At 70.7% G+C, this 20030-nt stretch carries 16 protein-coding genes; 8 read left to right on the forward strand and 8 right to left on the reverse strand.

The window, feature by feature from the left end:
• Positions 1-25: 25 nt before the first annotated feature.
• Positions 26-1864 (reverse strand): flavin-containing monooxygenase, encoded by a 1839-nt coding sequence (locus OG801_RS19830; RefSeq protein WP_406030768.1) that lies wholly within the window; start codon positions 1862-1864, stop codon positions 26-28.
• A 136-nt stretch (positions 1865-2000) separates the two neighbouring features.
• Here OG801_RS19830 and OG801_RS19835 point away from each other — a divergent pair, with 136 nt between their 5' ends.
• Positions 2001-3068, forward strand: coding sequence for an SDR family NAD(P)-dependent oxidoreductase (locus tag OG801_RS19835; protein WP_406030770.1), 1068 nt, complete (start codon positions 2001-2003; stop codon positions 3066-3068).
• Positions 3069-3079: 11 nt separating this feature from the next.
• Here the strand turns inward: OG801_RS19835 and OG801_RS19840 are convergent, their stop codons facing one another.
• Positions 3080-3613 carry a TetR/AcrR family transcriptional regulator gene (locus OG801_RS19840; protein ID WP_406030772.1) on the reverse strand — a complete coding sequence of 178 codons (534 nt, stop codon included), beginning with the start codon at positions 3611-3613 and terminating at the stop codon, positions 3080-3082.
• A 121-nt stretch (positions 3614-3734) separates the two neighbouring features.
• Here OG801_RS19840 and OG801_RS19845 point away from each other — a divergent pair, with 121 nt between their 5' ends.
• The 3 genes from OG801_RS19845 (at position 3735) to erm (ending at position 6731) form a co-directional block, all read left to right on the forward strand.
• Positions 3735-4277, forward strand: a complete 543-nt coding sequence (locus tag OG801_RS19845; protein ID WP_355019744.1) for a DinB family protein — start codon at positions 3735-3737, stop codon at positions 4275-4277.
• 36 nt (positions 4278-4313) lie between these two features.
• Entirely contained in the window at positions 4314-5714 is a 1401-nt protein-coding gene (locus tag OG801_RS19850) for an NAD(P)H-quinone dehydrogenase (protein ID WP_406030774.1), read from the forward strand.
• 258 nt (positions 5715-5972) lie between these two features.
• Positions 5973-6731, forward strand: a complete 759-nt coding sequence (erm, locus tag OG801_RS19855) for a 23S ribosomal RNA methyltransferase Erm (protein ID WP_406030776.1) — start codon at positions 5973-5975, stop codon at positions 6729-6731.
• 75 nt (positions 6732-6806) lie between these two features.
• On the opposite strand, the gene OG801_RS19860 is transcribed toward erm, so the two are convergent.
• Positions 6807-10184: a pyruvate carboxylase gene (locus OG801_RS19860; RefSeq protein ID WP_406030778.1), complete on the reverse strand. Its 3378-nt coding sequence runs from the start codon at positions 10182-10184 to the stop codon at positions 6807-6809.
• A 137-nt stretch (positions 10185-10321) separates the two neighbouring features.
• Here OG801_RS19860 and OG801_RS19865 point away from each other — a divergent pair, with 137 nt between their 5' ends.
• The gene (locus OG801_RS19865; RefSeq protein ID WP_355019748.1) at positions 10322-11242 is read left to right on the forward strand and encodes a hypothetical protein; all 921 of its coding nucleotides are present in this window, start codon (positions 10322-10324) and stop codon (positions 11240-11242) included.
• A 3-nt stretch (positions 11243-11245) separates the two neighbouring features.
• Here OG801_RS19865 and OG801_RS19870 read toward each other — a convergent pair whose 3' ends face one another.
• Genes OG801_RS19870 through OG801_RS19880 form a run of 3 tightly spaced genes read right to left on the reverse strand, consistent with a single transcriptional unit; the run spans position 11246 to position 14020 of the window.
• Positions 11246-11911, reverse strand: a complete 666-nt coding sequence (locus OG801_RS19870) for a hypothetical protein (protein WP_406030780.1) — start codon at positions 11909-11911, stop codon at positions 11246-11248.
• Entirely contained in the window at positions 11911-13077 is a 1167-nt protein-coding gene (locus OG801_RS19875) for a hypothetical protein (protein WP_406030782.1), read from the reverse strand. Before OG801_RS19875 ends, OG801_RS19870 begins: the two co-directional genes overlap by 1 nt.
• Positions 13078-13111: 34 nt before the next feature.
• On the reverse strand, positions 13112-14020 hold the full coding sequence (locus OG801_RS19880) for a LysR family transcriptional regulator (RefSeq protein ID WP_406030784.1): 909 nt from the start codon (positions 14018-14020) through the stop codon (positions 13112-13114).
• 94 nt (positions 14021-14114) lie between these two features.
• Here OG801_RS19880 and OG801_RS19885 point away from each other — a divergent pair, with 94 nt between their 5' ends.
• Positions 14115-15500: an MFS transporter gene (locus tag OG801_RS19885; RefSeq protein WP_406030786.1), complete on the forward strand. Its 1386-nt coding sequence runs from the start codon at positions 14115-14117 to the stop codon at positions 15498-15500.
• On the forward strand, positions 15497-16285 hold the full coding sequence (locus tag OG801_RS19890) for a 3-hydroxybutyrate dehydrogenase (RefSeq protein ID WP_406030788.1): 789 nt from the start codon (positions 15497-15499) through the stop codon (positions 16283-16285). The genes OG801_RS19885 and OG801_RS19890 overlap by 4 nt, the downstream gene beginning before the upstream one ends.
• Before the next feature lie 17 nt (positions 16286-16302).
• Here OG801_RS19890 and OG801_RS19895 read toward each other — a convergent pair whose 3' ends face one another.
• A complete protein-coding gene (locus OG801_RS19895; protein ID WP_406030790.1) occupies positions 16303-17232 on the reverse strand; it encodes an NAD-dependent epimerase/dehydratase family protein in 930 nt (309 codons plus the stop codon).
• 129 nt (positions 17233-17361) lie between these two features.
• On the opposite strand from OG801_RS19895, the gene OG801_RS19900 reads away from it, so the two are divergent.
• Positions 17362-18072 carry a TetR/AcrR family transcriptional regulator gene (locus tag OG801_RS19900; protein ID WP_406030792.1) on the forward strand — a complete coding sequence of 237 codons (711 nt, stop codon included), beginning with the start codon at positions 17362-17364 and terminating at the stop codon, positions 18070-18072.
• Between the two features lie 130 nt (positions 18073-18202).
• Here OG801_RS19900 and OG801_RS19905 read toward each other — a convergent pair whose 3' ends face one another.
• Positions 18203-19951 (reverse strand): acetyl/propionyl/methylcrotonyl-CoA carboxylase subunit alpha, encoded by a 1749-nt coding sequence (locus OG801_RS19905; protein ID WP_406036289.1) that lies wholly within the window; start codon positions 19949-19951, stop codon positions 18203-18205.
• Positions 19952-20030 lie beyond the last annotated feature (79 nt).

Consider the following 20030-nt stretch of genomic DNA (forward strand, 5'->3'; position numbering starts at 1 on the left):
GTACGTATCGCATCCCCGGGCCTCTTCACGTCCGGGGCACGGTGAGCGCTTCGTCGATGGAGGTCTCGCGCCAGGCGCGGAGCTCCTCGTGGAAGGCGACGGCGGAGCCTGGGTAGCCGGTGGGGACGTCGGGCCGGCCGGCGCCCTCGGCGTTGTAGTAGCCCGGCGTGCACTCGGCGTGGAACCAGGCATGCCGAGGCGCACCTTCGGCGATCCGGCGCGCCCAGGCGTCCTCGGCCTCGCGGGACGGCTCGACGAGAGCGCCGCGGGTCTCGGCGGCGACCACCAGCGCGGCGGCGTGGACGGCCTGCTCGTCGAGGATGTGGCTGAAGTTCACGCTGCTGGCGTTGTGGAGCGAGCCCATCTTGAGCAGGTTGGGGAACCCGCTGGACGCGAAGCCGTGCAGCGACCGCGGGCCCTCCTGCGCCCAGGCATGGAGGAGCTGTAGGCCGTCGCGACCCGTCACCGGCAGCCTCCCCGAGGTGATCCCCGAGACACCGACGGAGAACCCGGTCGCGAAGACCAGCGCGTCGACCTCGTACTCGACGCCGTCCACGACCACACCACGCTCGGTCATCCGCTCGATGCCGTGGGAGTCGGCGGTGTCGACGAGGGTGACGTTGTCGCGGTTGAACGCGGGCAGATACCTGTCGGAGAACGTCGGCCGCTTGCAGGCGTAGCGATACCAGGGCTGAAGCGCCGACGCGGTCGCCGGGTCCTCGACGATCTCGGTGACCCGGGCGCGGATCCGCTCCATGGTGGCGTGGTCGAGGGCCTCGTACGCGGCCTCGAACTCCTCGTTGCCCTGGCCGGCCCCGTCGCGGCGGAAACTCGGCAGCAGCTTCTCGAGCAGCGCCGCCGACTCGGTCCAGGCGTCGTCCACGAGGTCCTCGTCGACGCCCGGGACGGCCTCGCCGGAGACGAGCCGCAGGAAGTTCTCGCGGCGCTCGGTGGCCCAGCCGGGGCGGTCCGCGCCGAGGTCGGCGGCGGTGAGCGGGCGCTGGCCGCGTACGCCGACGGTGGAGGGGGTGCGCTGGAAGACGTAGAGGTGCTCGGCGTCCTCGGCGAGCATCGGCACCGCCTGGATGCCGGTCGCGCCGGTGCCGACGATGCCGACTTTCCGGCCGGCCAGGCCGGTCATGCCGCCCTCGGCGGTGCCGCCGGTGTAGCCGTAGTCCCAGCGCGAGGTGTGGAAGGTGTGCCCCGCGAACGACTCGATCCCGGGGATGCCGGGCAGCTTCGGCTCGGTCAGGGTGCCGGTCGCGGTGATGACGTACGTCGCCCGGAACTCGTCGCCGCGGTCGGTGGTCACCAGCCAGCGCTGGTCGGCGTCGTCCCAGGTCAGCGAGGTCACGGCGGTCGAGAAGAGCGCGTTCTCGTAGAGGTCGAACTTCTCGGCGATGCGTACGGCGTGCTGCCGGATCTCCTCGCCCGGGGCGTACTTCCAGCGTGGGATGTAGCCGGTCTCCTCGAGCAGCGGCAGGTAGACCGCCGCGTCGATGTCGCAGTGGATGCCGGGGTAGCGGTTCCAGTACCAGGTGCCGCCGAAGTCGCCGCCCTTCTCGACGATGCGCACCGACCCGATGTCCTGCTGGCGCAGCCGCGCGCCTGCGAGGATGCCGCCGAAGCCACCGCCGACGACCGCCACGTCGACGACGTCGCGGACCGGCTCGCGCTCGGCGCGCTCGGTGTAGGGGTCCTCGGCGAAGTAGCCGAACTCGGCCTCGGTGGGCCGATACTGCGCGGATCCGTCGGGACGCACGCGGCGCTCGCGCTCGGCGGTGTAGCGCTCCCTGATCTGCGTTGCCTTGATCTGGGCAGCGCGCTCGGGGGTGACCGGGTTCTCGCAGCGCGGCAGGGTCATGGCGCGGCTCCTCTCGTGGGGTGGGGTCTGCCCGGTGCGCCGACGAGGGTCGCGAAGTGCCCCGAGCGGCATTCGCGGTTACGATAGCCGAAACGGACAAGCGTGTCCGGATCGCCTCCGACGAAAGGCCGCCGCCATGTCGACCCTCACCCCCTCCTCGCCCGTACGCAGCTTCCTGGCCCATCCGGTGGCAGGCAAGGTCCTGCGCGGCATCATCGCGGCCGGCGGCGGCACCGAGGAGGCGCTCGCGCCCGCGCTCGGGCTGCCGCTGGACAAGCTCGTCGAGATGTCCGGCGGCAGGTTCCCGGCCGAGGTCGTCGGGCTGCTGGTCGGTGTCGCCGAGACCGGCGTGATCCCCGACGGCGTGCCGACCGTCGACGCCGCTCCGGCGAGCGCGCCCGCCGAGCCCGCGGCCGACCTGGGCATCGAGATCGGCTCGCCCCAGCCCTGGACCGAGGTGCTCACCGGCGGCCGGTTCGCCGGCCAGACCGTGGTGGTGACCGGGGCCGCGGGCGGGATCGGGAAGGCCGTCGCGGCCCGCATCGTCGGCGAGGGCGGACGGGTGGTTGGCATCGACGTCTCGGCCGAGAAGCTGTCCACGACCGCGAGCGAGCTGGGCGAGAGGTTCCTCGCGCTGGCCGCGGACATCACCGCGCCGGAGACCGCAGCCGCCGTCGTGGCCGCCGCCGGCGAGCGCATCGACGCGCTGGCCAACGTCGCCGGTGTGATGGACGACGACGCCGCCCCGCACGAGATCGACGACACGATCTGGGCCCGCTGCATGTCGGTCAACGTCGACGGGCCGATGCGGCTGATGCGCGCGGTGCTGCCCGGGATGCTCGCCGCGGGTGAGGGCAGGATCGTCAACGTCGTCTCCGAGGCCGGGCTCCGCGGCTCGGCCGCCGGTGCTGCGTACACGACCTCGAAGCACGCCCTCGTCGGTCTGACGAAGTCGGCGGCGTTCCAGTACGCGGGGACCGGCGTACGCATCAACGCGCTCGCTCCCGGTGCGGTCGCGACCGGGATCCACGTACCCGAGGGCGCGCCCTACGGCTCGTCCCGGACGGCCGGGATGCGCGTCGCGATCCCGGGGATCGCCACCGCCGACGAGCTCGCCGCGTCGATCACGTTCCTGCTCTCGCGCGACTCGGTGAACATCAACGGAGCCGTGGTCGCCTCCGACGGCGGCTGGTCGGCCGCCTAGAGCCCGGGACCTCAGACGCCCGGCGTGACCGGACCGATCTCGATCCCGAGCAGGCCCCACGCCCGGCGGGCGGCGGTCTCGCGCGTCTCCGGGGTCGGCCCGTGCACCCCGCCGGAGACCATCGCGACGGCGAGCATGAGGTCGTCGGTGTCGTAGGTCTCCCGGGGGAGCCCGTCGATGGCGGTGCGTACCCGATCGGCCAGGAAGCGGGAGCTCTCCTCGTCGCTGAGCCGGATGATGCCGACGAACGCGGTCGAGTGGATCATCTGCCAGGTGACGACGCCGAGCACATCGGCCAGCGTCGCATCGGGGCGGGCGGCGACCTGCTCGATGTCGCGTACGTTCTCCTCCAGCACCGCGGTGGCCAGGGTGAGCCGGTCGGGGAAGTGCCGGTAGAGGGTGCCCTGGCCGACGCCGGCGCGCTTGGCGACCGCCGACATCGGCGCGTCCAGACCCTGCTCGGCGAGCACCTCGCGGGCGGCGGTGACCAGGAGGTCACGGTTGCGGACCGCGTCGCTCCGGGTCGGGTTGGCAGGGCTGGTCATCCCAGCAGGGTAATCGCCGGCGAGTCTTTTCCAGCCCCCGGTCCAATGCGGACAGAAACTGACCTGAACGGCTCATAGCGTTGTCGGTGTCAGAGGGAAACACCACCAAGGAGTCCATGTCATGACCGCAACCGCCGCCAGCGCCATGAAGACCAGCGCCACCGCCACCCTGTCCCGTGAGCGCACCGACCTGCTCGAGACCCTGGCCAAGCACCGCGGCTTCCTGCGCTACGCCGTCCGCAACCTGACCGACGAGCAGGCCAGGCTCACCCCGACCGCCTCCGTGCTCAGCCTCGGCGGTCTGGTCAAGCACGTGACGGCCGGCGAGCGGGGCTGGGCCGACTTCATCGTCCGTGGCGCCGTGGCGCAGGAGCTCACCCCGGAGAAGTACGCCGAGTTCGCCGCCGACTTCGTGCTCGCCGAGCACGAGACGCTGGAGGGCGTGCTCAAGGCGTACGAGGACGTGGCCGCCGCCACCGACGAGCTGATCCGGACCGTCGACCTCGACGCGGACCACGCCCTTCCCGAGGCCCCGTGGTTCGAGGCCGGCGCGCGTTGGTCCAACCGCCGCGCCCTCGCCCACATCCTGGCCGAGACCGCCCAGCACGCCGGCCACGCCGACATCATCCGGGAGACCATCGACGGTCAGAAGACGATGGGCTGAGTCTGCCGCTCCGGGGCGCGTGGAAGAATGCGGCCCATGGCGCGGGTGACGATCATTGGTGGGGGTCCAGGCGGATACGAGGCGGCGCTGGTCGCGCAGCAGCTCGGGGCGGAGGTCACGGTCGTCGACCGTGACGGCCTCGGCGGCAGCGCGGTGCTCACCGACTGCGTGCCGAGCAAGACCCTGATCGCCACCTCCGAGCTGATGTCGGACATGACGCTCGCCCGCGACCTGGGCATCAACTTCCGCGACCACCACGGCGACCCCGCCACCGAGCTCTACGCCGACCTCGAGCTGGTCAACAAGCGCGTCAAGTCGCTCGCGCTCGCGCAGTCGAGCGACATCGAGAACCGGCTGACCCGCCGCGGGATCCGCATCGTCAAGGGCACCGGGCGCATCGACGCCGACAAGCGTCAGGTGATCGCGACCCGGGCCCAGGACGGCACCGAGGAGGCGATCGAGAACGACGCGGTCCTGATCGCCACCGGTGCCCGGCCGCGGGTGCTGCCCACTGCCCAGCCCGACGGCGAGCGGATCCTGACCTGGGAGCAGGTCTACGACCTCGACGACCTGCCCTCGCACATGATCGTCGTGGGCTCGGGTGTCACGGGTGTGGAGTTCGCCAACGCCTACCTCAACCTAGGCTCCCAGGTCACCCTGGTCTCCTCGCGCGACCGTGTTCTCCCTGGCGAGGACGCCGATGCGGCGACGGTCCTCCAGGACGTACTCGAGCGGCAGGGGATGAACATCCTCAGCAAGTCGCGGATGGAGTCGGTGACCCGCTCCGGCGACGTCGTCACCGTCAAGCTGACCGACGGCCGCGAGGTCACCGGCAGCCACTGCGTCCTCGCGCTCGGCTCGATCCCCAACACCGAGGGCCTCGGCCTCGAGGAGGCCGGCATCGAGCTCGACAAGGGCGGGTTCATCCGCACCGACAAGGTGTCGCGTACCTCCGCCTACGGCGTGTACGCAGCCGGCGACTGCACCGGTGGCTTCATGCTCGCCTCGACGGCCGCCATGGCCGGGCGGATCGCGATGCGCCACTTCCTCGGCGACGCGGTCATCCCGATGGACCTCAAGGAGGTCGCGGCCAACGTCTTCACCTCGCCGGAGATCGCCACGGTCGGCTACTCGCAGGCGCAGGTCGACTCGGGCGAGGTCGTCGCCGACACCCTGCGCCTCGACCTCAAGGGCAACCCGCGGGCCAAGATGCAAGGCATCGCCGACGGCTTCGTCAAGCTCATCTCCCGCCCCGGCACCGGCGTCGTCATCGGCGGCGTCGTGGTCGGCCCGCGCGCGTCGGAGCTCATCCACCCGATCGCGCTCGCCGTCTCCACCGGCCTCACCGTCGACCAGATCGCCAACACCTTCACCGTCTACCCCTCGATCTCCGGCTCCACCGCCGAGGTCGCCCGCCGCCTCCACCACGTCGAGTAGTCGCGTACGTCGGCCGAGACGTCACTTGCGTCGGCCGAGATGGCACTCGAAAACGGTGTGCGAGCAGCGCCACGGCTTCGCTAGCGTGAGCGCCATGGGTAACTGCTGCATGACGATGATCGTTCGGATCCGCCGCCGCTGACGGCGCGGATCCCACCGAAGCACTCGTCGCATTCGCGCCGCCACCTGGCAACCCTGCCGGGCGGCTCCGAGTGCTACCCGCATGCCGCCCGGCTCCTTCTGTCTCGAGGAGCATCCATGCCCGACGTACGCCCTGGCCGGCACGAGCTCGGCCAGAACTTTCTCACCGACAGGTCGGTACTCGACCGCATCGTCCATCTCGTCTCGCAGCGGCAGGGTCCGCTGGTGGAGTGGGGCACCGGCAACGGTGCCGTCACCCTGGCGCTGGCCGAGCTGGACCGTCCGCTGGAGGGGGTCGAGATCGACTCCCGCCGAGCCGCCGAGCTGCGCCGACGGACCGGACCTCACGTGTGCATCGCCGAGGGCGACATCCTGCGTCACGCGCCACCGCAGGACGCGGTCGTCGTCTCCAACGTCCCGTTCCACCTGACCACGCCGATCCTGCGCCACCTGCTCGCCTCGACGACGTGGCGCCATGCCGTGCTTCTCACCCAGTGGGAGGTCGCCCGCAAGCGCGCGGGCGTCGGCGGCACGACCCAGCTGACCGCGCAGTGGTGGCCGTGGTTCACCTTCACCCTTGACCGCCGCGTCCCGTCGACCGCCTTCCGGCCGCGGCCGAACGTCGACGGCGGGCTGCTGCTCATCGACCGTCGTCGTGAGCCGCTGCTGCCCGAGTCGGAGCTCCGCGACTTCCAGTCGTGGGTGGCCACGGTCTTCAGCAGCCGAGGCCGTGGGGCCGCCGAGATCCTGCGCCGTAACGGCGTCCCCGCGGCGCTCGCCGGCCGGATCGCCCGGCGACGCCGACGATCTCAGGCCCCGGTGCTGCCGCGGGACCTGCGTGCGGAGGACTGGGTCGAGGCGTACGCAGCGGTCTGACCTGCCGAGAAGGCGCGCGCATCGGCCGAGATGGCACTTAGGTGCCATCTCGGCCGACGCGGCTGACGTCTCGGCTCAGTCGAGGACGAGCACCAGGTCGCCGCCGTCGACGGCCTGGGTGGCGGAGAAGGCGAGGCGGGAGACGGTGCCGTCGACGGGGGCGGTGATGGCGGCCTCCATCTTCATGGCCTCGATGGTGGCGACGGTGTCGCCGGCCTTGACCGACTCACCGGCCGCGACCGAGATGGTGACGACGCCCTGGAACGGCGCGGCGACCTGGCCGGGAACGGCGGGGTCGGCCTTCTCGGCGGCGGCGACCTCGGCGGCGACGGAGCGGTCACGTACCCCGATCGGGCGCAGGTGGCCGTTGATCGTCGCCATGACGGTGCGGATGCCGCGCTCGTCGGGCTCGGAGACGGCGGTGAGCCCGAAGATGACCGTCTTGCCCTCGGAGAGCTCGACGATGTGTTCCTCGCCCTCGCGTAGACCGTAGAGGTAGTCGAGCGTCGAGATCACCGATACGTCGCCCCACTTCGAGCGGGCCTCGGCGAAGTCCTTCGTCGGTCCGGGGAAGAGCAGCCGGTTGAGCGTCCCACGGCGGTCGGAGGCGAGCCCGGCGGCGTCCTCGGCCGACAGCGTCGGCGACGCCGCCTTCCAGGTGCGTCCCGCGGTCGCCTTGCTGCGGAACGGCTCGGGCCAGCCGCCCGGCGGGTCACCGAGCTCCCCGTTGAGGAACCCGATGACCGAGCCCGGGATGTCGTACGCAGCCGGGTCGGCCTCGAACGCGGCCGGGTCGGCACCGGCCGCGACCAACGACAGAGCCAGGTCGCCGATGACCTTGGACGATGGCGTGACCTTGGGGACGCGGCCGAGGATCTGGTTGGCCGCGGCGTACATGTCCTCGATCTGCTCGAACTTCTCGCCCAGTCCGAGCGCGATCGCCTGCTGGCGCAGGTTGGAGAGCTGGCCGCCCGGGATCTCGTGGCGGTAGACCCGGCCGGTCGGCGCGGGCAGTCCGGACTCGAACGGCGCGTAGACGCGGCGTACGGCCTCCCAGTAGGGCTCGAGCGAGTTGACCGCCGCCAACGACAGGCCAGTGGCACGCGAGGTGTGGTCGGTCGCCGCCACCAGCGAGGAGAGCGGCGGCTGGGAGGTGGTGCCGGCCATCGACGCGGTCGCGGCGTCGACGGCGTCGACACCGGCCTCGATCGCGGCCGTCAGCGTGGCCAGCTGGCCACCGGCGGTGTCGTGGGTGTGCAGGTGGACCGGCAGGTCGAACCGCTCCCGGAGCGCGGTCACCAGGGTGCGCGCGGCGGGCGCCCGCAGCAGCCCGGCCATGTCCTTGATCGCCAGTACGTGTGCCCCAGCCGAGACGATCTCCTCGGCCAGCCGCAGGTAGTAGTCGAGCGTGTAGAGCTTCTCGTCGGGCGAGGAGAGGTCGCCGGTGTAGCAGAGCGCCACCTCGGCGACGGACGTCCCGGTCGCCCGCACCGCGTCGATCGCGGGCCTCATCTGGGACACGTCGTTGAGCGCGTCGAAGATCCGGAACACGTCGATCCCGGTCTCGGCGGCCTCCGAGACGAACGCGTCGGTGACCTCGGTCGGGTAGGGCGTGTAGCCCACCGTGTTGCGACCGCGCAGGAGCATCTGCAGGTTGATGTTCGGGATCGCCTCACGCAGGTGCGCCAGCCGCTCCCACGGGTCCTCGGAGAGGAAGCGGAGAGCCACGTCGTACGTCGCGCCACCCCATGCCTCCATCGACCACAGCTGCGGCGTCAGCCGGGCGACATGGCCGGCCACGCCGAGCAGGTCGGTGGTGCGGACCCGGGTCGCCAGCAGCGACTGGTGGGCGTCGCGGAAGGTGGTGTCGGTGACCGCGACCGACTCCTGGGAGCGCAGCGCGGCGGCGAAGCCCTCCGGCCCGAGCTCGCGAAGCAGATCGCGCGAGCCCGCTGGCGGAGCCACCGACAGGTCGAGCTTCGGCAGCTTCTCGACCGGGTGCAGCGAGACCGGCGCAGCGCCGTGCGGCTGGTTGACGGTCACGTCGGCCAGGTAGGTGAGCAGCTTGGTGCCGCGGTCACCGGAGGCCCGCGCGGTCAGCAGCTGCGGGTGGGTCTCGATGAACGAGGTCGTGATCGAGCCCGAGATGAAGTCGGGGTCGTCGAGCAGCGCCTGCAGGAACGGGATGTTCGTCGCCACGCCGCGGATGCGGAACTCCGCCACGGCCCGCCGGGCCCGGGTGACGGCGTCCTCGAAGGTGCGCCCGCGACAGGTGAGCTTGGCGAGCATCGAGTCGAAGTGGGGCGAGACCTCGGCTCCGGCGTACGTCGTGCCGCCGTCGACCCGGATCCCGGCACCGCCGGGGGAGCGGTAGGTGGTGATCATGCCCGTGTCGGGCCGGAAGTTGTTGGCGGGGTCCTCGGTGGTGATCCGGCACTGCATCGCGGCGCCGCGCAGCTGCACCGAGTCCTGGGTGAGCCCGAGGTCGGCCAGCGTCTCGCCGGACGCGATCCGCATCTGCGAACGCACCAGGTCGACGTCGGTGACCTCCTCGGTCACGGTGTGCTCGACCTGGATGCGCGGGTTCATCTCGATGAAGACGTAGTTGCCCGCGGGGTCGAGCAGGAACTCGACGGTGCCGGCGCAGGAGTAGCCGATCTCCTTGGCGAACCGCACCGCGTCCGCGCACATGCGTTCCCGCAGCTCAGGGTCGAGATTGGGGGCGGGGGCGATCTCGACGACCTTCTGGTGGCGGCGCTGCACCGAGCAGTCACGCTCGAAGAGGTGGATCACCTCACCGGTGCTGTCGGCGAGGATCTGCACCTCGATGTGACGCGGCTCGACCACGGCCTGCTCGATGAAGACGGTCGGGTCACCGAAGGCCGCCTCGCCCTCGCGCATGCAGGTCTCGACCGCCTCGCGCAGCTTGTCGGGGGAGTCGACCCGTCGCATCCCGCGACCACCGCCACCCGCGACCGCCTTCACGAACAGCGGGTAGGGAAGGGCCGAAGCGGCGGAGACGAGCGCGTCGACGTCGGTGGACGGCTCGACCGACTGCAGGGTCGGTACGCCGGCAGCCTTGGCCGCCGCGATCGCGGTGGCCTTGTTGCCGGTGAGCGTGAGGACCTCCGCCGACGGTCCGATGAACGTGATCCCCGCCCGGGCGCAGGCCTCGGCCAGCGCCGGGTTCTCGGAGAGGAACCCGTAGCCGGGGTAGATGGCGTCCGCGCCGCTCTGCTTGGCGACCTCGACGATCGCGTCTGGATCGAGATAGGCCCGGATCGGGTGACCGAGCTCTCCGATCTGGTAGGCCTCGTCGGCCTTCAGCCGGTGCTCTGAGCCCCGGTCCTCGTAGGGAAAGACGGCGACCGTCTTGGCCCCGAGTTCAAAGCCTGCGCGGAAAGCTCGGATCGCGATCTCGCCGCGGTTGGCAACCAACACCTTCGTGAACATGGCGGCCACGCTACCCATCCGAAGTGCGTCGTCCAGGTTATGGGACGATTTCGCCCAGTTAGTGGACGTCAAGAAGTCGCTAACTGTGCGGATTCGTTGGGACCGCTGAACGGGTCGCGGGCCATACCCTCGGCGGCATGAAGATCAAGACTCGACAGCGTCGTTCAGCTCTGGTCGCCATCGCTGGCACGGCCCTGCTGGCCGGATCGCTCACCGCGCTCGGAGCGGCGAGCTCGCCCGCCGCCGCGGCCGGCACGGTGAACTGCTCCGGCTCGATCAACGGCAAGGCCGGTGGCTACATCCGCAAGCGCGGCATCAAGAACAGCACGGTGACCAGCAACTACCGCAGCGCCGGCACCGTCACCTGGTCGCCGCGGGCGTGGATCGAGATCGGCGGAGCCGGTGACGAGACCACCTGGAAGACCAGCTACATCGTGCCCGGCACCGACGGCACCGGCCGCACCGTGACCATCGGCGGGACCAACGGGCAGTCCGTGCTGTCCGAGACAAAGGCCGCGCAGCTCTACCGCTCCAACGGCACCGCGGTGACCGGCTGGAACCCCAAGAAGGTCGTGAACGGCCCGACGACGGCGGTCTACAGCGTCACGACGTCCGGCGTCGTGCAGCAGACGGCGCTCTCGTACTCCAGCGCGGGCACCCGCCTCGGCACGGTCACGAACCTGCCGGTCACCCTGCCGAGCACGACGACCGTCGCAGGCGTGTGGACGAGCCACAACGGGGTGATGTACAACCTGCTCTACTCGATCAACCCGAGCACCAACAAGCTCGAGCAGATCGTCGTACGTCCCGACCGCCCGGCGGAGGCGAAGAAGTATGTCGTCCGCAGCCTCGGCACCGGATGGCGGTACATGTCGGTGCACAACTGCTACGACGCCGACGGTGCGGTCGCGGCCAAGGACATCGTGCTGATCAACCCCACGACCGGCAAGGCCGTGCGCATCCGCCAGAGCAGCGGGATCGGGCACAGCACGACGTTCTCCGCCTCCACCCGGGTCGGCACCGACGGTTCGTGGAAGTGGAGCGGGATCAGCAGCTAGCGCTCACCCTGGCCAGAGGTCGAGCAGGTCCCCCGGGCGCAGCCCGAGGGCGTGCTCGATGTCGCCGGGCGAGGTCTCGCGCAGATACTCCGAGACCAGCTGGGCCAGCTCCATCCAGTAGCCGCGCAAGGTCGACTCGGACAGATACATCGACCGGCTCATCTCGGCGTACGTCAGCCCGCGGGCGCGATGGGCGAGGACCTCGCGCTGGCGCGGGGTGAGCACGGTGATGCTGCGGCGGCGCACGAGGACCTCGATGAGTCCGGTGATACCCGGGGGGATCACCGGCTCATCGGCGGCCACCGCGCGGAACGCCGCCTCCGCTTCGGCCAGCGAGGCCGCCTTCGAGACCACGCCGGTCGCCCCGGCGGCGAGGCAGGCCGCGAGCACGAACCGGCGCTCCTCCTGGGAGTAGACGCAGACCCGGTAGCCGGCCTCGACGATGCGCCGGATGGCCGTGGTGCCCTGTGAGGCGTCGGGCTGGCCGGTGTTGGCGAGGTGGAGGTCGAGGATCACCACGTCGGCCTCCGGCCGCGCGGTGAGCAGGTCCTCGACGTTCTCGTGACTGGACACGAAGTTCAGATCGGGCAGGAGCAGACTCAGTGAGGCGCGCATCGCCGTCGCGTCGTCCACGTGGCTGAAGCGCGGTCCGGGGGTCACGTCAGACATCACGAGACCTCCGCGACGGTCGTCTGCGCGAGCGTGACAGTGGTGCCGAGGTCGCGGATGCTGTTGATCTGGACGTCGACGCCGGAGCGCGCGAGCTGCGCGACGACCACCTCCCGCAGCCCGACCCCGTAGTCGGTCGCGGAGGTGTCGAAGCCGATGCCGTCGTCGTGCAGGGTGACCTCCCAGCCGATGCCGTCCTCGTCCTCGGCGGCGTGCAGGACGACCCGCCCCGCCCGCGCGTGCTGACGTACGTTGAGGAGCAGGCTGCGCATTGCGGCGGCCAGGTCGTCGGCGAGCGCGCGCGGGAGCGCGACGTCCTGGGCGAGGTCGGCGACCACCGTGATCGGGAGGTCGTCGAACTCCGCGCCGACGGCGGTGACCACCGCGGCCAGGTTGGTCGCCTCGCTCACCGGAGGCGGGGTCTGACCGCTCAGATAGGCGCGCATCCGGTTGAGCTCGACCTCGGCCTGCGACCGCAGCGCGCCGTTGCCGTCGGCGGTGTCGGTCTCCACGAGCAGCCGCATCATCGCGGTGCCGTTGTGGATCGCGAGCCGGGCACGACGCTCCTCCTCGGCCTTGGCGGCCTCGGCGGCATAGCGCCGGGCCTCATCGGCCTCCGTCCCGATCCGCACGATCGTCTGACAGCCGAACCAGGCCAGCGGCCCGAGCACCAGCAGCGTCAGGCAGGTGCTCAGCGCACCGGTGAGGTCGGCCCAGCCGTCCACGGTCGGCGCGATGTAGACCGCCTCGGCGACCGCCAGCGAGCCGAGCAGGAACATCCACAGCCACCGCGAGCGTACGGCCGAGAGCCCGCAGGACACGCACAGCGCATAGCCGAGCTGGAACCCCACCCAGGTGCCCGTACGCAGCTCCACCGGCACCGTCCACAGCCCCACGATCAGCAGCGCCACGGCCACGGCGACGTCGAGCACGGCGTACGTCACTCCCGGCGGCCGCCGGGTGACCAGGGTGATCGCAGCGATCGCGACGAGCATGACGGTGGCCAGGATCCAGCTCGCCCCCGTCAGCCAGGGGTGGTCGACGCGGGAGAGCGCGGGCATCGCCGTCAGCAGCGACGGCGCCATCTGTGCGAGGGTCGCCAGTCGCATCCCGGCCACGAAGAATGCCACCAGGCGCGTAGCGGCTGCCCGAGTCGAATGTGGCACCCGTGAATTGTCGCTGATGGTCGATCCGCGGGCGTCATCGGCCGATCAGGGCACCTCGCTGCTCGTCCATCTGCTTCCGCAGACCGCCCACGACGGCGGCCACGGCCGGCCTACGCCAGGACTCGGGATGCACGACCGCCCAGTAGGGCAGCCGCTGGTGGATGTCCTCGTGGAGCATCCGGACCAGGTCGGGGTGCCGGTCGGCCATGAAGCAGGGCAGCAGGCCCAGACCGGCGCCTGCCCGGGTCGCCTCGACGTGCACGAACACGTTCGTGGAGGTGACCGCGTCGCGGATGCCGGGCAGCAGCCGCCGGGGGATGTCGAGGTCGTCGACCTGGAGCATCGAGTCGACGAAGTAGACCAGGCGGTGGCGTACGGCCTCCTCGATCGTGCCGGGAGCGCCGTGGCGCTCCAGATAGCCGGGGGAGGCGTAGAGGCCGAGCTCGTACTCGCCCAGGTGCATCGCCCGGCCGCGGTTCACCGCCGGCTCGCCGACCACCACCTCGATGTCGACGCCGGAGCGGTGCTGGGCCGCCTGCCGGGTCACGGTGACGATCTCGACCGAGAGCTCGGGATGGTCCTGCCGCAGCACCGCCACCGCCGGCGAGGCGATGTACGCGGCGAACCCGTCGGTCGTCGACATCCGGACCACGCCGGCCACCGGGTCGGCCGGCTCGTCGGCAGCCAGCCGGGCCAGCGACTCGGCGACTCCCTCGGCGGCCCGCGCCGCGCGCTCACCGAGAGCGGTCAGCGCCCAGCCGTCGGAGCCGCGCACCAGGACCCGGCCGCCGAGGGCGCGCTCGAGGGCGGAGATGTTGCGGCTGACCGTCGTGTGCGTCAGGCCCAGCGAGCGGGCCGCGGTGGTGAAGCGGCCGCTGCGCGCCACCTCCAGCAGCACCAGCAGCTGGTCGGCGGAGGGCGGCGTCGAGGGGGAGGTGGCCATCGGTCCAGCCTATCGACGAATGTGCATTTGCGTTCACACCGTGTGCCAACATGCGCGTTGCAAGCACATTATGATCGCTGTCACACTCCGAGCCATGTCCACGACACAGCCGGGCGCCACCGCCGCCCCCAACGACCCCCCAGTCGACGAGCAGAGCCTGCTCCGCAGGACCGTGGCGGCCTCCATGGCCGGCACGGTCGTGGAGTGGTACGACTTCTTCCTCTACGCCACCGCCTCGGCGCTGGTCTTCGCCAAGGTGATCATGCCGGCCACCGGCAACGCCTACGACGCGATCATCGCCGCCTTCGTGACGTACGCCATCGGGTTCGTCGCCCGCCCGCTGGGCGGCGTCGTCTTCGGCCACATCGGCGACCGCCTCGGCCGTAAGTACACGCTGCAGCTGACCATCATGCTGATCGGTGTCGCCACCGTGCTGATGGGCTGCCTGCCGACGTACAACCAGATCGGCCTCGCCGCGCCGATCGCGCTGGTGGTGCTGCGGTTCGTACAGGGGCTCGCCCTGGGCGGTGAGTGGGGCGGCGCCGTCCTGCTGGTCGCCGAGCACGCCCCCGACGACAGGCGGGCGACCTGGGCCGCCTGGCCGCAGGCCGCGGTGCCGGTGGGCAACCTGCTCGCCACGCTGGTGCTCACCCTGATGACCATCACGCTCTCCGACGCCGCCTTCCTGGCGTGGGGCTGGCGGGTCGCGTTCTGGCTCTCGGCCGTGGTGGTCGTCGTCGGCTACTTCATCCGCCGCTCGGTGACCGACTCGCCCATCTTCGAGGAGGCGAAGGCGGAGCAGTCCGAGTCCGCATCGGCCGGTTACGGCGTCTTCGAGGTGCTCCGCCGCTACCCGCTGGGCGTGCTCAAGGGCATGGGCCTGCGGTTCGCGGAGAACATCATGTACTACCTGGTGGTCTCCTTCTCGATCGTCTACCTGGTCGAGGACCAGAAGATGGACCAGGGTGCGCTGCTCGGCCTGATCGCGGTCGCGCACGCCTGCCACTTCTTCTTCATCCTCGCCGTCGGCCGGATCGCCGACGGCGTGGGCCGCAAGCCGGTCTACCTCGTGGGTGCTGTGCTCGGCGCGACCTGGGGCTTCTGGGCGTTCCCGATGCTCGACACCAAGAACAACTTTGCGATCGTGGCGGCGCTGATCGCCGGTCTGGCCATCCACGCGCTGATGTACTCCACGCAGCCCGCGATCATGGCCGAGATGTTCCCGACCCGGATGCGCTACTCCGGCATCTCGATCTCCTACCAGGTCACCTCGATCTTCGCCGGCTCGCTCGCGCCGCTGCTGGCCATCGCCTGGCTCAAGGACACCGGCACCTGGACCAACACCGCGATCTACCTCGCCGTGGCCGGCATCATCACCGGCCTGGTCGTCCTCACCCTCAAGGAGACCCGGGGCGCCTCGCTGCGGGCCCTGGACCGCGCTGACGCCGAACGTACCGAGCGTGAGGTGAGCCCGGCGTGACGTCAGCGACGACGGCCCCGGCTGCGGCGGCCGATTCCGGACGTACGCTGCGGGGCCGCCGCGCCCTGGTCACCGGCGGCGCCTCGGGGATCGGCGCGGCGGTGGCACGCGAGCTCGCCGCCCGTGGCGCGAGGGTCGTCGTCGCCGACGTGGCCGGCGACGCCGCCCATGCCCTCGCCGAGGAGATCGGCGGCGAGGTGTGGGTGGTGGACCTGACCGCCACCGAGGAGCTGGACGACCTCACCCTGGAGGTCGACATCCTGGTCAACAACGCCGGCATCCAGCGGGTCAGCCCGATCGAGAAGTTCGACCCCGACGACTTCCGCAGGATCCACTCGATCATGCTCGTCGCTCCGTTCCTGCTGGTCAGGGCCGCCTTGCCGCACATGTACGCCAACCGCTGGGGCCGCATCATCAACATCTCCTCCGTGCACGGCCTGGTCGCCTCCCCCTTCAAGAGCGCCTACGTCTCGGCCAAGCACGGTCTGGAGGGACTCTCGAAGGTCACTGCCCTCGAGGGCGGCCCGCACGGGGTGACCAGCGTCTGCATCAACCCGGGCTATGTGCGTACGCCGCTGGTGGAGAAGCAGATCGCCGACCAGGCCGCGGTGCACGGTGTCCTGGCCTCCGAGGTCGTCGAGCAGGTGCTCCTGCAGGACGTGGCGGTGAAGCGGCTGGTCGAGCCGGACGAGGTCGGCTCCCTGGTCGGCTGGCTCACCGGCCCGGACGCCTCGATGGTCTCCGGCGCCTCGTGGGCCATCGACGGCGGCTGGAGCGCCCGGTAGCCCCAGCCTTCCCGCGCTCAGGCCTGCGTACGCCACCAGTCCACCGTCGCCTTCGCCCCGGTCTCGAGCGGGGTGGGGGCCAGGCCGAGCAGTGACTCGCTGGCCGAGGAGTCCAGCACGAACGGCTTGTCGAACTGGTAGACCATCTCGGCCAGCTCCAGGGTGCCGGCGTGCACCGTGCCGATCGCCTTCATCGTCCAGGTGGGGATGCGGCCGACCCGAGGTGCGGGGACCCCGGCCACGTCGGCATAGAGCTGGACGAGTTCCCGCTGGGAGATGGCGGGCGCGGTGGGCGCGTGCAGGAAGGAGTCCCACAGGCTCTCCTCGTCGGCGGCCTTGATCATCGCGGCACCGAGGTCGGGGACGTACGTCCAGGAGTGCGGTGCGTCCGGGTCGCCGAGGACCCGCATGGTTCGGCCGGCGAGGACCGTCGGCACCATGCGCTCACCGGCGTGGGCGTTGCGCACCAGCGGACCGTAGAAGTCCGAGGCCGCGACGCTGACCGTCGGGGTCGGCGAGGCGTCGCGGGCACGGAGCAGCTCGACCCGCACGGCGGGCTTGCCGAAGTCGGCGTTGCGCGGCGTCTGCTCGGTCATCGGCCCGGTGACGTGGCCGTAGGCGTAGAGGCTCTCCGGGAAGACGACCACGGCACCGGCCCGTCCGGCGGCCTCGAGCACGACCTTCTCTGCCCGCGGGAGCTCGGCGCGCCAGGTGTTGGCGGCGTAGGCGCTGCCGTGCATGCAGTGGAGGACGGCGCTCACGCCGGCGGCCGCCTGGGTGACGGTGTCGAGATCCGTTGCGTCGCCGCGGAGCCGCTCGATGCTCGCGTGCACCGGGCCGCTGCCGGAGCGGGTGAGGAGGCGTACGCGATCCCCGCGGGCGGCGAGCTGCTGGGCGATGGTCGCGCCGACGGGGCCGGCGCCGATGACGAGGTGGGTGCTGTTCATGGCTGTCTCCTGAGTGTGAGGTTTCGAGAGCAGTGCTCTCGGAATGAGTCTGACGCGAGACTTCGGCAAAAGCAAGAGCAGTGCTCACTTTTGTTGACAGCGCTCTCTGGGTCGGGTCACGATGGCGTCATGACAGCCACCTCACGAGACGGCACCCCACGCGAACGGGCGCGGGCGCAGACCATGGACGAGATCGTCCGGATCGGCCGCGAGCACCTGGCGATCCACGGTGCCGCCGCGCTCTCGCTGCGCGCGGTCGCCCGCGATCTCGGAGTGGTCTCCTCGGCGGTCTACCGCTACGTGAAGAACCGCGACGAGCTGCTGACCCTGCTCCTCGTCTCCGGGTACGACGAGCTGGGCGACGCCGCCGACGCTGCCGTCGCCTCGGCCCCCTCGGACGACTACCGAGCCCAGTTCCAGGCGCTCGGGCGCGCGGTCAGGACCTGGGCGCTCGCCGAGCCGGCGACGTACGCTCTGCTCTTCGGGTCGCCCGTCCCCGGCTACGCCGCGCCGGACGAGCGGACCAGTGTGCCCGGCACCCGCGTCCCGACCGCGATGCTGCGACTGGCCGCCGGCGCCATGGCGGCCGGTCGGCTGAGCGTGCCCGAGGTGCCGGGGGAGATCTCACCCGCTCTCGCAACGGGCCTCCAGGGCATCCGTGACCAGCTCGGGCTCGACCTGCCCGACGCCTGCCTCACCCGCGGCGTACTCGTCTGGACGAGCCTCTTCGGTCGGGTCAGCTTCGAGGTCTTCGGCCAGTTCGGCCCCGACAGCTTCGGCGACCCCGCCGCCCTTTTCGAGCTCCACCTGGCCACGCTGGCCGACGAGCTCGGGTTGTGATCCTCCGTCAAGGCGATGTCCTGAGCCTGTCGAAGGGTGCGCAGGAAAAGGCACACATCCCCAGCGGAACTCCGCTGGGGATGTGCGCCTTCGGCTGCATACCTTGATGAAGGAACCAGCCCTCGACCAGCTACTTGATCTCGGCGATGACGGCGCCGTTGGCGACGGTCTCGCCGACGGTGGCGTTGAGGCCGGTGATGGTGCCGGTCTTGTGGGCCTTGAGGGGTTGTTCCATCTTCATGGCCTCGATGACGACCACGACGTCGCCTTCGGTGACTTCTTGGCCTTCTTCGACGGCGATCTTGACGATGGTGCCCTGCATCGGGGAGGTGACCGAGTCACCGGAGGCGGCTGCGCCGGCCTTCTTCGCCGACCGCTTGGGCTTCTTCGCCGCGGTGCCGCCGCCGGCCGCGAGGCCGCCGAGTCCGGCGGGCAGCGTGACCGAGAGGCGTTTGCCGCCGACCTCGACGACCACGGTCTGGCGCTCGCCGTCCTCGGCGGGTTCACCGTGGGTGCCGGTGTAGGGGGTGATCTGGTTGTCGAAGTCGGTCTCGATCCAGGTGGTGTAGACCTCGAAGGACCCGTTCTCAGCGGTGTAGGCGGGGTCGGTGACCACGGCCTGGTGGAACGGGATCACGGTCGGCATCCCGTCGACCTGGAACTCCTCCAGCGCACGCCGTGAGCGTTCGAGGGCCTGGGTGCGGTCGCGGCCGGAGACGATCAGCTTGGCGATCAACGAGTCGAAGGCGCCGGGGATGGTCTCGCCCTTCTCATAGCCCCCGTCCAGACGCACACCCGGCCCGGCCGGGGGTGCCCATTGGGTGAGGGTGCCGGGGGCTGGCATGAAGTTGTTGCCGCCGTCTTCGGCGTTGATGCGGAACTCGATGGAGTGGCCGCGGACCTCGGGGTCGTCATAGCCGAGCTCTTCGCCGGCGGCGATGCGGAACATCTCCCGGACCAGGTCGATGCCGGTGACTTCCTCAGAGACGCAGTGTTCGACCTGGAGGCGGGTGTTGACCTCGAGGAAGGAGATGGTGCCATCGGCGGCGACCAGGAACTCACAGGTCCCGGCGCCGACGTAGCCGGCCTCACGCAGGATGGCCTTGGAGGACTCATAGAGGCGTTTGTTCTGCTCCTCGGACAGGAACGGTGCGGGGGCTTCCTCGACCAGTTTCTGGTGGCGGCGCTGCAGCGAGCAGTCACGGGTGGAGACGACCACGACGTTGCCGTGGGTGTCGGCCAGGCACTGGGTCTCGACGTGGCGGGGCTTGTCGAGGAACTTCTCCACCAGACACTCACCCCGACCGAACGCACCCACGGCCTCACGCACGGCGGATTCGTAGAGGTCGGGGATCTCCTCCAGGGTCCGGGCCACCTTCAGGCCGCGGCCGCCGCCACCGAAGACGGCCTTGATCGCGACCGGCAGGCCGTACTCCTGGGCGAAGGAGACGATCTCGGTGGCGTCCTTGACCGGGTCCTTGAGACCCGGCGCCAACGGCGCACCGGCCTTCAACGCGATCTGCTTGGCCTTGGCCTTGTCCCCGAGTGCGTCGATCGCCTCGGGCGAGGGTCCGATCCAGGTCAGCCCGGCCTCGATCACCGCGGTGGCGAAGTCGGCGTTCTCGGCCAGGAACCCGTAGCCGGGGTGGACCGAGTCCGCCCCCGACTTCGCGGCGACCTCGAGGATCTTCTCGATGGAGAGGTACGACTCCGCCGGGGTCGCGCCACCCAACGAGTAGGACTCATCAGCCAGCCGCACGAACAGCGCGTCACGGTCGGGGTCCGCATAGATCGCGACCGAGCCGATCCCGGCGTCCTTGCACGCACGGATCACTCGAACAGCGATCTCACCACGGTTGGCGATCAGGACCTTTGTCAGTGGCTTGCTCAACGAGAACTCCTCCATCGTGAATGCATGGACATGCTAGGGGAGGCCATCTCGCCCAGAATCCGGCCGC

This window comes from Nocardioides sp. NBC_00163 (assembly GCF_045206295.1).
Taxonomy (GTDB): domain Bacteria; phylum Actinomycetota; class Actinomycetes; order Propionibacteriales; family Nocardioidaceae; genus Nocardioides.

What these genes read in the sequence shown, in the direction of transcription:
- OG801_RS19830 (WP_406030768.1), bottom strand. Translation starts at nt 1,864, where the DNA reads ATGACCCTGCCGCGCTGCGAGAACCCGGTCACCCCCGAGCGCGCTGCC.
- OG801_RS19835 (WP_406030770.1), top strand. Translation starts at nt 2,001, where the DNA reads ATGTCGACCCTCACCCCCTCCTCGCCCGTACGCAGCTTCCTGGCCCAT.
- OG801_RS19840 (WP_406030772.1), bottom strand. Translation starts at nt 3,613, where the DNA reads ATGACCAGCCCTGCCAACCCGACCCGGAGCGACGCGGTCCGCAACCGT.
- OG801_RS19845 (WP_355019744.1), top strand. Translation starts at nt 3,735, where the DNA reads ATGACCGCAACCGCCGCCAGCGCCATGAAGACCAGCGCCACCGCCACC.
- OG801_RS19850 (WP_406030774.1), top strand. Translation starts at nt 4,314, where the DNA reads ATGGCGCGGGTGACGATCATTGGTGGGGGTCCAGGCGGATACGAGGCG.
- erm (WP_406030776.1), top strand. Translation starts at nt 5,973, where the DNA reads ATGCCCGACGTACGCCCTGGCCGGCACGAGCTCGGCCAGAACTTTCTC.
- OG801_RS19860 (WP_406030778.1), bottom strand. Translation starts at nt 10,184, where the DNA reads ATGTTCACGAAGGTGTTGGTTGCCAACCGCGGCGAGATCGCGATCCGA.
- OG801_RS19865 (WP_355019748.1), top strand. Translation starts at nt 10,322, where the DNA reads ATGAAGATCAAGACTCGACAGCGTCGTTCAGCTCTGGTCGCCATCGCT.
- OG801_RS19870 (WP_406030780.1), bottom strand. Translation starts at nt 11,911, where the DNA reads ATGTCTGACGTGACCCCCGGACCGCGCTTCAGCCACGTGGACGACGCG.
- OG801_RS19880 (WP_406030784.1), bottom strand. Translation starts at nt 14,020, where the DNA reads ATGGCCACCTCCCCCTCGACGCCGCCCTCCGCCGACCAGCTGCTGGTG.
- OG801_RS19885 (WP_406030786.1), top strand. Translation starts at nt 14,115, where the DNA reads ATGTCCACGACACAGCCGGGCGCCACCGCCGCCCCCAACGACCCCCCA.
- OG801_RS19895 (WP_406030790.1), bottom strand. Translation starts at nt 17,232, where the DNA reads ATGAACAGCACCCACCTCGTCATCGGCGCCGGCCCCGTCGGCGCGACC.
- OG801_RS19900 (WP_406030792.1), top strand. Translation starts at nt 17,362, where the DNA reads ATGACAGCCACCTCACGAGACGGCACCCCACGCGAACGGGCGCGGGCG.